At 42.5% G+C, this 13,327-nt stretch carries 12 protein-coding genes; 2 read left to right on the top strand and 10 right to left on the bottom strand.

Going from position 1 to position 13,327, the window contains the following annotated elements; genetic code table 11:
• The first annotated feature begins 8 nt into the window (after window positions 1-8).
• Entirely contained in the window at window positions 9-1,328 is a 1,320-nt protein-coding gene (locus tag DEO27_RS03165; RefSeq protein ID WP_112569654.1) for an SGNH/GDSL hydrolase family protein, read from the top strand.
• A 111-nt stretch (window positions 1,329-1,439) separates the two neighbouring features.
• On the opposite strand, the gene DEO27_RS03160 is transcribed toward DEO27_RS03165, so the two are convergent.
• Entirely contained in the window at window positions 1,440-2,279 is an 840-nt protein-coding gene (locus DEO27_RS03160; RefSeq protein WP_112569652.1) for a patatin-like phospholipase family protein, read from the bottom strand.
• A 356-nt stretch (window positions 2,280-2,635) separates the two neighbouring features.
• Here DEO27_RS03160 and DEO27_RS03155 point away from each other — a divergent pair, with 356 nt between their 5' ends.
• On the top strand, window positions 2,636-3,751 hold the full coding sequence (locus DEO27_RS03155; protein WP_112569650.1) for a WD40/YVTN/BNR-like repeat-containing protein: 1,116 nt from the start codon (window positions 2,636-2,638) through the stop codon (window positions 3,749-3,751).
• A gap of 311 nt (window positions 3,752-4,062) precedes the next feature.
• On the opposite strand, the gene DEO27_RS03150 is transcribed toward DEO27_RS03155, so the two are convergent.
• From DEO27_RS03150 to DEO27_RS03110, 9 genes are all read right to left on the bottom strand, one after another.
• On the bottom strand, window positions 4,063-4,380 hold the full coding sequence (locus DEO27_RS03150; protein ID WP_146750003.1) for a hypothetical protein: 318 nt from the start codon (window positions 4,378-4,380) through the stop codon (window positions 4,063-4,065).
• Window positions 4,381-4,474: 94 nt separating this feature from the next.
• Window positions 4,475-5,692 carry an efflux RND transporter periplasmic adaptor subunit gene (locus tag DEO27_RS03145; RefSeq protein WP_112569646.1) on the bottom strand — a complete coding sequence of 406 codons (1,218 nt, stop codon included), beginning with the start codon at window positions 5,690-5,692 and terminating at the stop codon, window positions 4,475-4,477.
• The gene (locus DEO27_RS03140; protein WP_112569644.1) at window positions 5,685-6,932 is read right to left on the bottom strand and encodes an efflux RND transporter periplasmic adaptor subunit; all 1,248 of its coding nucleotides are present in this window, start codon (window positions 6,930-6,932) and stop codon (window positions 5,685-5,687) included. The genes DEO27_RS03145 and DEO27_RS03140 overlap by 8 nt, the downstream gene beginning before the upstream one ends.
• Window positions 6,907-8,130: a TolC family protein gene (locus DEO27_RS03135; protein WP_112569642.1), complete on the bottom strand. Its 1,224-nt coding sequence runs from the start codon at window positions 8,128-8,130 to the stop codon at window positions 6,907-6,909. The genes DEO27_RS03140 and DEO27_RS03135 overlap by 26 nt, the downstream gene beginning before the upstream one ends.
• A 1-nt stretch (window position 8,131) precedes the next feature.
• Window positions 8,132-11,287 (bottom strand): efflux RND transporter permease subunit, encoded by a 3,156-nt coding sequence (locus DEO27_RS03130; protein WP_112569640.1) that lies wholly within the window; start codon window positions 11,285-11,287, stop codon window positions 8,132-8,134.
• A 46-nt stretch (window positions 11,288-11,333) separates the two neighbouring features.
• Window positions 11,334-11,585, bottom strand: a complete 252-nt coding sequence (locus DEO27_RS03125; RefSeq protein WP_112569638.1) for a heavy metal-binding domain-containing protein — start codon at window positions 11,583-11,585, stop codon at window positions 11,334-11,336.
• Between the two features lie 44 nt (window positions 11,586-11,629).
• Window positions 11,630-12,052, bottom strand: coding sequence for a hypothetical protein (locus DEO27_RS03120; protein ID WP_112569636.1), 423 nt, complete (start codon window positions 12,050-12,052; stop codon window positions 11,630-11,632).
• 136 nt (window positions 12,053-12,188) lie between these two features.
• Window positions 12,189-12,566 carry an HYC_CC_PP family protein gene (locus DEO27_RS03115; protein ID WP_146750002.1) on the bottom strand — a complete coding sequence of 126 codons (378 nt, stop codon included), beginning with the start codon at window positions 12,564-12,566 and terminating at the stop codon, window positions 12,189-12,191.
• Window positions 12,567-12,661: 95 nt separating this feature from the next.
• On the bottom strand, window positions 12,662-13,225 hold the full coding sequence (locus DEO27_RS03110) for a helix-turn-helix domain-containing protein (protein ID WP_112569631.1): 564 nt from the start codon (window positions 13,223-13,225) through the stop codon (window positions 12,662-12,664).
• Window positions 13,226-13,327: the final 102 nt, after the last annotated feature.

The following is a 13,327-nucleotide window of genomic DNA, read 5'->3' as shown; positions in this document are numbered from 1 at the left end:
ATCAATTCATGAAAACGTTGAAACTACATATTTATATTATTGCAGGTTTATTTTTATTAGGTGCCTGCAAACCCGAGATACATACCCCAAAACCATCTGCAGGTTCTGTGGATTTTTCAAGATACATCGCGTTGGGCAATTCACTCACAGCCGGGTATGCCGACGGGGGCTTATATCTTGCAGGCCAGCAGGTATCTTATCCCAGCATTATAGGTAAACAAATGCAGTCGGTGGGTGGCGGTACATTTTCGCAGCCATTATTCAATACCGCCCAGGCAAACGGATCGGGTTATTTATCGCTCACCGGGTTTAATGCCGACGGTACTCCTATTACAACTCCGGTAACTACCAACCTGGCAATACGCGGGGTATTGCCTGTCCCCGGCTTTGGAAACGTTACTTTATATACCAAATACACCGGCGATATCAACAATTATGGCGTGCCAGGTATTAAACTGATGCATATTACTTACGCGCCATACGGTAACCTTAACGGCTATTTTGAACGCCTGTTACCCGGTAACGCGCCAACAAACTCTACTACCTATCTTGATTTTGTTATGTCTAAACCATTCACTTTCTTTTCTAACTGGTTAGGGAATAACGATGCTTTGGGATATGCCACATCGGGCGGTGCAGGCGACGTACTAACCGATAAAAGTACTTTTGCCGCTTTATACAATGTATTGATAAACACCCTTACCGCCAAAGGGCAAAAAGGCGTGGTTGCAACCGTACCTGATGTAACTTCGATACCTTACTTTAATACTATTACCGTTGCTGCTATACTCGCCGGCGTACAGAAAGCGAATCCGGGTGTAAAGGCTTTATATATTAATGCGCTGGTTTCGGGTAGTACTTATGCGCCACGTGCGGCAACAACCAATGATCTTGTCATACTTACCTTTCCTACAAGCAAAATCGGGCAACCGGTTGCAACGCCTGTTGGCAACCTTCCTTATGGTTTAACACCATATACACCTATCGACAACCAGTATGTACTTGACGAAAAAGAGGTTGCCCTTACCGAGGATTATGTTACTTCTTATAATACCACCATAAAATCGGTAGCAGCATCAAAAGGGCTGGCGGTATTTGATGCCTATACTTTTTTACAAAATATAAAACAGAACGGCCTTGTGGTAAACGGAGTAAGCGTTAATTCTAACTACATCAGCGGCGGCCTGTTTTCATTGGATGGCGTACACCTAACACCGCGTGGATATGCTATTGTGGCCAACGAATTTATCAAGGCTATTAATGACAAATACAACTCATCAATACCACAGGTAAATATATCAGATTATAATGGGGTTAAGTTTCCCTGATAGTCTTTAATGAAAAGTTGAAAGTCTTAAGTTCTAAGTCAGAACAAGGTTTTATTATACCTTATTAACTTAGAACTTAAGACTTTCGACTTATGACTAAAATTACCCAAGCTACACATTTGTATTGTCTGCGGATAGGCCTTTACCCTTTTGACCCTGGATAACCTCTCTTAACTTTTCGTTACTGTTGATAGTTTTCAAACCCTCTTCATAACCTATCATATAAATTTCTTCAGCGGCATCTACATCAAAAATACCATAGCCGCCTAAACCATGCGGTTCAATAACTATATCGCATAACATTTTATGCGCATTAAGACTCGAATTAATTGTTATCATGGCAGCCCTGTCAACCAGGTGTCCAAAGGATTTAATTGTTGAAACAACAGGCAAATGATTACAGCATGAACCTATGATCAGATCGCAATTGCCTACCAATGGTTCAACAGGGAAATTATTGAGTATACCCCCATCAACAAACATATGATCGTTAATGTTAATGGGCCTGAAAATACCGGGCAAACAGCAGGAGGCCAAAATGGCTATATCCAGCTCACCCTCGGTAAAGTAAACCAGTTTTGCTTCTCCAATGTCAACCGCCGGAATGGTAACACGTGTTTTGAGGTTTTGAAAGGAGTTATGCGAAATGTATTTATTGATCAATACCCTGGTATGTAATATAGAGATCAATCCGTTGCTGCCAAATGCCGGGCGTAACAACTTAAGCAGGCTGTTTTCCTTAATGATCCTTAAAATTTCTTTTGGTGCATACCCCTCTGCAAAAAAAGCCGCGGCTATTGCACCAGCGCTCGTACCCGATATATGCGAGAATTTGATACCATAATCGGTAAGGGCCTGCATAACCCCCAGGTGCGATACGCCTCTGACTCCACCTCCAGACAACACTAATCCTATCTTTTTAGAGCCATTTTGATCGATGTTTGTATTCATTGTGTATAGGTTATCATTAGCCGCCAACTATGACAAGTTACCGGAGCGCTGAGGTCAATATATGACTTTATTCAAATAAGATAAATTTTTCCGTCAAATCATATTTCTGTGCTAAACAATGCCCCTCCGTCTTCAAAACAATATAGTCACAGCACTGCCACAGGGCACTTTTAGTCAATACGTCCCCATCTTCTTACAGGCTCTCTAAAATCGAAAATTTCTTTACAGCAGAGGAGGTTTCGACCATAATACATTCTATTTACTATTTATTTACAAAGTTTACATTTTAATTTACAATCCTGATTACTTAAGCCCCAAAACACCAAAGTAGATTTGTTTCATCAAATTAACAGGTTATGAAAAATCAAAAAGTGAAAAAATTATTTGTGTTTGTTCCGGCTATCCTCCTGGTATTATTTCTACTAAATTCTTTTGTACTAAAAGAAAAGGAAGCTGGGAAAAAAAAGACAGAAGGGACAAAATCAGGGCTTTTGAACATCGTTTTCAGATCTACTGATGGCGGAGAAACATGGCAGAACATTAGCGAAGGACTGCCCGAAAATTTACAGAGAGAAGGCGTGTGGAGTCATGGTTTATTTGCAAATGACCATGGGCTCTATTTACGTACCGGCAATGGGGTTTATCACAGTGCCCCAAACTCCACAACTTCTTTTTGGACAAAAGAGATTTTCCCCGGTAAACAACGCGAGATTGCCCCTGGCAAGAATGGGATATTTGCATATACTTTCAGGGGACAATTTTTACAAAAAATAAACGGGACGAGTGATTGGAAGCCCATGTACACGAATTTTCAGGAGCAAGCTGTACGCATAGACAAAACGATAGATTGGATGTACAATAATTATAAAGAGCGGGAAGTACGCAGCGTTTTTGAAACCGCCGGGGGCACAGTTTTCATTAGCTCCAACAACATGCTTTTCAGGTCAACTAACAGTGGAAAAACCTGGGAACAAGTGCATGTTGGAGACGGTTCAATGAAATTGGCCGAGTCAAACGGTGTAATCCTGGCCACCAACAAGGATGGAATACTAAGATCGACAGATAATGGTCAAAACTGGGATCAGGTGCTTAGTGAAGGGGGCGCTGGTATGACTGTAGAACGTATTGATGGAGGATTTGCTGCTATAGTAAACAACGCCATAACCCATACAAACAGTATGCACATTTCACTGGATAGCGGAAAAACCTGGAATGCTATAGGCGAAGAACTTCAGCCTTCCTGGAATAGTTTATTAATGAAAAAAATAGGCTTAATTCAATCTTCATCGAATATTTTGTCTATTAAACAAATGGGTAAATATTTAATATGCGGTCGTTCGGATGGTATATTCCGGTCATCAGACATGGGCAAAACATGGAAACAGCTGGTACTTCCTTCGGTAGAAAACAAGGGCTTCAATTTATCTGTTTCAGGCAATGTAATTTATATCATGCCCAATAAAGGATGTTAAAAAATTCCAAAACCCTATAATACTACTCACGAAAAAGGGCCGTCAGCAGTATCAGTTTGTATTCAATAAACGTTTTGATTTTCTTCCCGCCGCCTTATTAAAAATTATCGTTTTAAATAATTAAATGCATTTAAACTTCTAAATCTTTAATAACGTGTTTGGAAAACCTGTATCGTCCTGGACACTTGAAAATGAAGCGATTAGTGAAAGACACTAATCGCTTTTTTGTTGTCGAAATTTTCTGGTAAAACTGTTTAAATCCAATGTTGTAAAATTGATGCATTAGATGGCATTGCATTCAACTTCCTGATCTACAAATACAACAAGCAAGCCATTCCTGAGGGCGGGATTTTCAACTTCCGAATACCTGTACCGGCTTCCAACCTGCTAACGCGTATCTTTTTTCCCTCGCAATCAAATATCTCAGCTTTATAACTCTTAACTGCCATTAACTTTACCAATACCCCTTCTGTGGTTTCCCCATTAATAACTTCTACATGAGGTTTATTTAAAAGCAGGGGCTTGCTTTGATCGCTATAAATGGCCGCAATTAGCTTATTCCCTTTTTCACTACTGAGCCCGGGGTAGTTCATCTCTTGGCTGTACGCCCTTAATTTATTATTCACCAAAACATCTTTGTTTTTTAGCCAGTACCGGGTATAAAACCGATTCCTTTGTACCCTATCCCTTGTTATTGATGCCTGTGTAAAACAGCCGACTTAACTACATTTTCATGCCAGCCATCGCTTGTCCATTTTTGAAAATAGCCTCGCTATCAAGCAGGTAAGTTCCGTTGGTTACTACAACTTCGCCGGGCGTTAATCCCGATTTGATTTTTATAAACCGCTGATTTCCGTCTGCCAATTCAACCATTCTTGAAGAAAAGGTGTTATCCTTATTTTTCACCCAAACATGACTTCCCTTACCGTCAGTTAAAACCGCAGATGCAGGAACTGCCAAATTGTACGTTCCATCGCCAGTCATAATATAGGCCTGCATACCGGGCCTGACTTGGCCATTGGGATTATCTAAACTAATACGAACAAGATCTACTTTACTTTGATCCGAAAGTTCAGGATTCATGAAAGTTACCTTGCCCTTAAGCGTCAGTCCAGCCTCAGGGAACGAGACTGACACCTGCTGATCTTGTTTCAAAATGCCGGTTTCTCCCGAATATAATTGAGCTTCTACCCATAAACTGTTCAAACTTTGCGTTTTCAAAACCGTCATCCCTTCCGATAAATAATCCCCTTCATGTATGTTTAGTTCAGTAACAGTACCGCTTATTGTACTCAGGATGGTTGTTGTAGCAGAAACTTTTTGGGTATGCGCCAGGTTACGAATCTGGGAAGCATTTAGCCCCCATAGTTTTAATTTGTTTTCGGCCGCACTGATAAGTGCCTGATAATCCATATCCGGATTATTCAATTTTTGTTGTTGTTCTCTTGCTAAAAGGTATTCTTTTTCCGCCTCTTGTAACTCTTCGCTATAAATGCTGTAAACCGGCTGGCCAACGTTCAGATTTTCGCCAATGGTACGGATAAACAACTGCTGAATCCGTCCCGGCAGGCGCGCTCCTAATGCCGCGGAAGCATTCTCATCTGAGTTTACTATTCCCGTAATATTTTTCGAGCTGCCTGTATTTTCTTGTTTAACTGTATCTGTGCGAATACCGGCCAACTCCAATTGAGTAGCTGTAAGCGTAATACGGTTGTCAGTTGTGGCTCCGGCGGTTTCAACTTTAATAAGTTTCATTCCACAGATCGGGCAGTCACCAGGATGATCCTCATGTATCTGCGGGTGCATGGAACAGGTGTAATAAGCGCTTTTTTTAGCTGCCTGTATAATCACCGGCTTATCTTTTTCCTTTTGCTTGCATCCGGATAACAATATTATTGCCGCAACACATACTAAAGTGCTTATGCTGAATATTTTAATCATGATCGTTAATTTTTATAAAGCTATCGCTATCAATAAGATATTGTGCGTTAGCAGCTACCTTGTCCTGCTTGTCGAGTCCGCTGATAATCTGTACAAGTCCATTTTCATAAACACCGGTTTTTACCTTTCGCACCTTAAGGACTACTCCATCTTTAATCCAAACAACACGCGTTAAGCCAAGCGCTGTAACAGCTGTTTGCGCAATCCACAAACCTTTTTTTTCGGCCGCCATGATAGAGGCCCTTACCAAACTTCCAACCTTCATACCATGCTGGTGATTATCCAGGTATACACGAACACTGGTGCTACGATCGCCAGGCTGTAATACCGGCTCAATGAAACCAACCTTTTGTGCCATAACCATGTTCAAATCCGGAATGCTAAGGTTTACGGGTTGCCCTATCCTCACACGACCGGCATCGGCAGGCTTAATTTTCAGTATGGCCCAAAGCCGGTGCGGATCAACCACATTAAACAGAGTTTGCCCCGTTGTTACATACATTCCCTCTTTAACAGCCAGTGGGGCATTCTGCGCAAAATCGGGGTTCTGATCGTTTTCGCCCGGCATCTGACTATGCGCTACATCATGCACATGCCCTTCATAAGGACTATAAACAGGTAAGGCGTAGTAAGCTTTCCCTGTTTTGATCACATTATCTATCTGCGATCGTGTCATGCCCAACAAAAGCAATTTTTGTTTAGCCGAATTGATCATGCTTTCTTCGCTGGAGGAATGTTTAATTAAAAACAGTAAATCCTGCTGGGCCGTTACCATTTCAGGGCTGTAGATATCCATAATACGCTGCCCCCGTTGTATCTTCTGGAAAGCAAATTTCACATACAGTTTTTCGATGCGGCCTGAAAATCTTGCGGCAATATTGTTAAATGTGCGGGTATCAAAATTGATATAACCATCAGCGTTAATGGTGTCTGCAATTGATCTTTCTACCGGCGATATAAGCTGAACATCTGTTATCACTGAGCTATTTACAGGTTGCAGCACCATAGGCAGGCTAACACTTGCTTTTTTTTCCGACTGCCCTGTTTTTTTAACCAGCTCCATGCCGCAAATCGGGCAATTACCAGGATGATTTTCATGTATTTGCGGATGCATGGAGCATGTATAATCTTCCTGTTGCTGTTCCTGCTGAACTGCAACGGGTTTTGGACTTTGCGAACAAGCGGCAAGCAGCAGCAAAAGCAGTAGCAACGTATTAATACTTTTCCAATTCCTTTTCATAAGCTACCTGTAGGGTTAATAAATCCTGTAAACGTTCTAATAAAGCCATACGTGCTGCCTGCAAGTCATTGATACTGGTCAGCACTGTCGTTAAGTCGCCTGTATTTTGATCGTAGGCAAGTAAGGCTGTCCTGTAACTATTTTGAAATGCAGGGATAATATTCCTGTTGTAGTTTTCAACCTGCTTTTGCCGACTGCCGATTTGAACTTTTAATGAGGCAAGTTGGCCTGTTGCCTGGTTAAGCACATCCTGCCGCTTTTGCTGAAGGGCTTCTGTTTCAAAACGGATTCCCTTTAAGTTGGCCTTATACTCTTTTGATGCCCAGGGCACAATTGGTATGGTAACGGATGCCATCAGGATGTACTGATTAGCATATCCACCATAACTAAGCATATGGCCGGCCTGCAAACCAAAATCGGGCTTACGTTTACTGGCTTCCATCCGGGCATTTAATTGCTGTAACTGGATGCTTTGGTCGATGCCTCGGATATCACTACGCGCCTTAGCCAATTCCGCAGTATCGCTTGCAGCATCCGCATAATTTTTGATTACAATATTAGTATCTACAGAAAAAACAACCAGTTTATCACGGTTCATCAAAGTATTTAATAGGATGTTTCGCTGGTCTACCCCATTTTCCAATTCTTCGCGGGTATTATCCAATTCATACAACTGCGCCTTTATTTTATAGATGTTGCTTAGCTTCTCCTTCCCGTAAGTAAGCTTGATATTGGCATCTTTCAGCGCATACTCAAGCAGTTTACGGGTATTTTGCAAGAGGGCTAACTTCCTTTCCAGTACCACCCTTTCATAATATGCCTGGCGCGCCTGTGCCCAAAGTTGGTTTTTAAGATAATTTTTATCTTCCACCGTTACATTTGACAATGCCTGTTCATAATTTTCCTTAGCACGAAGCTTGGCCGGGTTAGTAAAAGTCTGTTCGGCCTGTATCATAAATGAACCCGCGTCAGGATGAAGTGAATAAGGGGTTTGGTATTGCCCGGCACTGATTTTTGGTGCATCCAGGTTTTTCGCCCCGGCAGCATAAGCTTGCTGGGCACTGGCTTTGGCATCATAAGCCAGCAACGCTGGATTCCGGCCAATTTTAGACAGAACGCTATCTAAAGGCATTACCTGTGCCTTAACGATACCGGTGGATGACAGCAAAATATATAGGATTAATAGTTTCGTTTTCATTTTATTGTTCTTTTGCTTCCAGTATATCCAGCTTACCGTGTTTCTTTAGTTCATATTCTTTCACCATTAAAAAAATAAGCGGGGTTACCAACAAGATGTGCGTTGAAGATGTAAGCACACCGCCAATCATTGGCAGTACAATGGGGCGCATAACATCGCTGCCTGTACCTGTTGCCCAGAGCACGGGCACCAGGCCGAACAAAGCAACACAAACGGTCATTAGCTTAGGCCGCAGACGTTTGACAGCGCCGTTCATTACATAATCATGCAAATCCTCTCTGGTGATGGTTTCTTTAGAATTACCTTTTAAGGCCACTAACTGCTGCATAGCGTCGTTGAGGTAAATCACCATTACTATACCGGTTTCCACGGCGATGCCGAATAATGCAATAAAACCCACCGCCACCGCTACCGATAAATGCACGCCAAAGAAATAAACCATATAGGCTCCGCCGATGAGGGCAAAAGGTATAGAAATGAGGCTAAAGAAAGCTTCACGAACGGAATGAAACGCAAAATACAGACAAGCGAAGATGATAATAAGTACAACCGGCAAAATCAGTTTTAAGGTACCTTCGGCGCGGATCAGGTTTTCATATTGTCCGCTCCACTCTATGTAATAACCTTTGGGCAGCGTTTTAACCAGGGCGTTTAACTTGTTTTGTGCTTCCTTTACGGTGCTGCCCAGGTCACGTCCGCGCACATTGAATAAAACCGTTCCCCGTAGCAATGCATTTTCTGACTGGATCATGGCCGGGCCGTCGGCAAACCTGATATCAGCCACCGATGATAAGGGTACCGGGCCAAACGAAGCCGTTTGCAAGGGGGTACGCTTGATCTCATCCAGGCTGCTGCGATAATCCTGTGCCAACCGTGCATTAATGCTGAAACGCTGCCTACCTTCAACCGTAGTGGTCAGGTTCATGCCACCCAATGCGCTTTCAACCACTTCATTCACATCATCAACACTTAAACCATAACGCCCTATGGCTGCTTTGTTTACCTGTATATCAAGATACTTACCGCCGGTGATGGGATCTACATATAAATCTTTTACCCCGTCAATATCCTGCAGGGCTTGTTTCATGCGGTTAGCCAGGGTGTTAATGGTATCAAGGTTCTGGCCGTAAATTTTCAGACCTACATCCGTGCGAATACCTGTTGACAGCATATTGATCCGGTTAATGATAGGTTGCGTCCAGCCATTTACCACACCCGGTATTTGCAATTTGGAATTCAGTTCGTTTATGATATCAGCTTTTGTAACGCCTTTTCTCCATTGATTTTTTGGTTTGAGCAGGACAATAGTTTCAGTCATGCTAATGGGCGAGTTGTCGGTTGCTGTACTTGCCCTGCCTGCTTTACCCAATACATCGGCCACCTCCGGAACACTTTTTATGATCTTATCCTGTACCTGCAATAACTGTTTTGCCTGCGCATTTGATACATCGGGTTGCGTAACTGGCATAAACAGAATGGTACCTTCATCCAACGGCGGCATAAACTCGCTTCCTAAACTGATGAGTAGCGGGATACTGACAATCAGCGCCAGAATGTTGACAGCCAGCGTTGTCTTTCGCCAGCGCATACACCAGTTAAGCACAGGGCGGTAAAGATTTTCTAATCCCCGGTTCAATGGATTATGCTCGTCGCTCCGCAGCTTCCCTTTCAGAAAAAAAGAAATGAGCACCGGGGCCAGTGTAACAGCCAGTATAGCATCAATAGCAAGAATAAATGTTTTTGTCCAGGCCAGGGGGCCAAATAACTTGCCTTCCTGCCCGTGCAACAGAAATACCGGTAAAAAAGAAGCAACAATGATCAGCGTTGAAAAAAAGACACCACGCCCCACCTGTTTACAAGACCGCTCAATGATACTAATGCGGTCGGTATGCTCAAGCGTCCCGGCCAAAGACAGGTTGCGGTGCGCATTTTCTACCATCACAATACCGTTGTCGACAATTACGCCAATGGCAAGCGCTATCCCAGTTAATGACATGATGTTGGAACTGATGCCGAATGCGTTCAGCAATATAAAGCTGGCTGCTACCGTAATAGGTATCTGGATAATGATGCTTAGCGCGCTGCGCCAGCTAAACAAAAACAGGATCACGATAAGCGACACGGTGATCATCTCCTCGATGAGGGTGTGCTTCACCGAACCTACAGCATTTTTGATCAGTTCGCTGCGATCATATGCGATATGAAATTTTATATCCGCAGGCAGGCCAGTTTGCAGATCGGCCATCTTAGCCTTCACCTTGCTGATCACTTCATCTGCATTCTCGCCATAACGCATTACCACAATCCCCCCTACCGCCTCGCCATCGCCATTTCTATCAAAGATACCGAGGCGTTCATCGCCCCCCATTTGTACTGTGGCAATATCTTTAAGGGTAACCGCAACGGTATTGTTGGTACCTACAGCAATGTTTTCTACGTCCTGAAGATTTTTGATATAGCCCAGTCCACGAACAATATAGCCGGTGCCGTTCATTTCAAATTTCCGGCCACCTACATCATTGTTATTACTTTTGATGGATTTGAGTACCTGTGATAAAGATATCCGATAATAAGTAAGTTTGTGCGGATCGATATTAACCTGGTACTGTTTTTCGAAACCACCGAAGGAGGCCACCTCACTAACTCCCGGAACGGTTTGCAGGCCAAGCTTAATGTACCAATCCTGAAGCGCACGCTGCTCGCCAAGGTTCATGTTTTTGCTATCCAGGGTATACCAGAGTACATGGCCTACACCTGTTCCGTCGGGGCCTAATGTTGGGGTAACGCTCTGCGGCATCAGGCGCTGTGCATAGTTAAGGCGTTCCAGCACACGGCTGCGGGCCCAGTATACGTCAGCTTTATCCTCAAAAACAATATACACGAAACTCATGCCGAACATAGAGGTACCGCGAATGGCCTTTACTTTAGGAATCCCCTGCAGGTTGCTCACCAAAGGATAGGTTACCTGATCCTCTATAAGTTGAGGGCTACGGCCCGGCCATTCAGTAAATACAATTACCTGGTTGTCTGACAAGTCAGGGATTGCGTCAATAGGATTTTGAGTAACTGACCAGGCTCCCCAGGCAAAGAGGCCAACAGCAAGCAGCAGTACGATATACCTGTTTTTTAAAGACAGGGAAATAAGTTGATTAATCATCGCAATAGTTTTTAATCCCGGAGCAATTGCTCCGGGATTAGCTTATTTACATTTTCATTTTCATAGAATCCGCTTTCTTTTTTGCAGGTTCTTTTTTAACCAGGGTCATACCGCATTTGGGGCATTTGCCGGGTTTATCAGATAACACCTCAGGGTGCATGGTACAGGTGTACTGCACTTTTACCGGCTTAGCCTTTTGGTTTTTGGTTGTGTCGGGTAACATTTTGCCGTTATGGGCTGCAAATACACCGGTGGCAGAAAACAGGATGGCGACAGCCATTAACATTGCTTTTTTCATGAGTTTGATTTGTTATATATTGATTGGATGATTAATTGCAGGTTTTAAAGTTGAGCAGCATCGGCTTTTGACAAGTAGTAATTGACACTGTATTGCCGGTGTATCCGGTCATAAGTTAGTAAATCGCTATCTGTTCTGAAACGGGTATCCAGTGTTTCAAAATGCGGTCCGCTGTTATAGATCTTTTTTAAATTCTCCAGGGTAAGCAGGTAAACTTTATCTGTTCCTTTTACACTAAAATAATGCGTAATAATGGGTTTAAAAAGGTTGAGTTTATCACCCGGACGGCTGCGTTCATAAATAATAACCGGGCCGTTTTCGAGTACTTTATAATCGGATACGCGAGGATTGTGGATAGCTATAAGTGAATCCTTAGTACTGCTTTTTGTAATAAAACTCTTTGCCTGAACTTGTGAAGCAAAAAAGAACAGGATGGCCAAAACGGCCGAAAATTTGATCGTTTTCATTTTTGAATATATTGGTAGCTCATAGCCAACTACAGATTGACAATAAACTGTTAAAAAAATAGATTAATAAGAGAAATGCCTGACAGATGATTGGCAAGAGCCGATCAGGCTAAACGGAGAGAAATACCGGAAGAGATCAAATTCTATAAGTGGCGTAAAGGATATAAAGCGGTGGCTGCCCAAGTGGCGGTGCCTGACTATTATAAGTACACTGGCTAAGTTTTGTTACGCTTTGATGTGAAACCGGAAGAAAAAATACCGGCGCGATGATAGCCAAAGTGTTTTTGAAGGAGAGAGCCGTACGGCTTGAAACATGGTTATCCTTTACCTTGAGGGTTGTTTTAATATTTTTACAGCAGGATAAATCGCCGTCTTTGTGCGCCATTTTGCACTCGGCAGAAGCGGACAGTGATATATTTGCCAGCTTACCGCAGCAATAGAACCTGTTTATGGTGAGTCCAAAAACAGAAACTGAATAAACCAGGATAAGCAATATGACCGCTATTCGTTTCACAATACTAAAGTAGAAAAGTTATAATTGCTATTCTTATATAATTCCGTTTTTAATTTATATCCTATTGTCATTTGCTTTGTTAGGTTTAAAAAAAATCAGATCTTATCTATCGGCTTTCTGCCGTCAGTATCTGAAACTTTAAAACGACTTGGTGACATCCCCGTAATACTTTTGAACTGTGCAGACAAATGAGCGCTGCTGCTGTATCCCATCCTAAAAGCAATTTCGTTCAGGTTTAATTCACCATACTCAAGCAATTCTTTGATCTTCTCTACCTTTTGCTGGATAATAAACTTCTCTATAGTTATACCTTGTAAGTTAGAGAACAAGCGGCTTAACTGGTTATAGTCTTTTTCAAGCCTTGCAGTGAGTAATTCAGGGAAAGAAACTTTTCGGTCAGAAAGATCAGTATGGTGCACTAATTCAATCACCACATTCCTTACCGCCTCCACGGTTTTATCGGCTTCTTTATCAAGTAAGTCAAACCCCAGCGCTTTCAAAGCGCCGGCTATTTTTAGTAATTGCTCTGTATCGGGATCAGGCGCAATTTCTGCCTGGCCTAAAACGATTCGTTTTACCTTATATCCTAAGTTTTCCAGTTGCGGGCGGATGGTCATAATACACCGCTCACAAACCATGTTTTTAATATGGAGTACCATTTTATTGATTATCCTGTAAAATTACATTACACCTCGTTATCGGCTATATTACGAAAAGCGTTTTTACAGAAAAATGTCCTAATATCTTTTCTATAGTTAACT

This window comes from Mucilaginibacter rubeus (assembly GCF_003286415.2).
Taxonomy (GTDB): domain Bacteria; phylum Bacteroidota; class Bacteroidia; order Sphingobacteriales; family Sphingobacteriaceae; genus Mucilaginibacter; species Mucilaginibacter rubeus_A.
The sequence above is the reverse complement of the archived record's forward strand: the minus strand, read 5'-3'. Positions and strand labels throughout refer to the sequence as shown.

Coding starts and splice junctions, on each gene's coding strand:
- DEO27_RS03165 (WP_112569654.1), top strand. CDS start 9: ATGAAAACGTTGAAACTACATATTTATATTATTGCAGGTTTATTTTTA.
- DEO27_RS03160 (WP_112569652.1), bottom strand. CDS start 2,279: ATGAATACAAACATCGATCAAAATGGCTCTAAAAAGATAGGATTAGTG.
- DEO27_RS03155 (WP_112569650.1), top strand. CDS start 2,636: ATGAAAAATCAAAAAGTGAAAAAATTATTTGTGTTTGTTCCGGCTATC.
- DEO27_RS03145 (WP_112569646.1), bottom strand. CDS start 5,692: ATGATTAAAATATTCAGCATAAGCACTTTAGTATGTGTTGCGGCAATA.
- DEO27_RS03140 (WP_112569644.1), bottom strand. CDS start 6,932: ATGAAAAGGAATTGGAAAAGTATTAATACGTTGCTACTGCTTTTGCTG.
- DEO27_RS03135 (WP_112569642.1), bottom strand. CDS start 8,130: ATGAAAACGAAACTATTAATCCTATATATTTTGCTGTCATCCACCGGT.
- DEO27_RS03130 (WP_112569640.1), bottom strand. CDS start 11,287: ATGATTAATCAACTTATTTCCCTGTCTTTAAAAAACAGGTATATCGTA.
- DEO27_RS03125 (WP_112569638.1), bottom strand. CDS start 11,585: ATGAAAAAAGCAATGTTAATGGCTGTCGCCATCCTGTTTTCTGCCACC.
- DEO27_RS03120 (WP_112569636.1), bottom strand. CDS start 12,052: ATGAAAACGATCAAATTTTCGGCCGTTTTGGCCATCCTGTTCTTTTTT.
- DEO27_RS03110 (WP_112569631.1), bottom strand. CDS start 13,225: ATGGTACTCCATATTAAAAACATGGTTTGTGAGCGGTGTATTATGACC.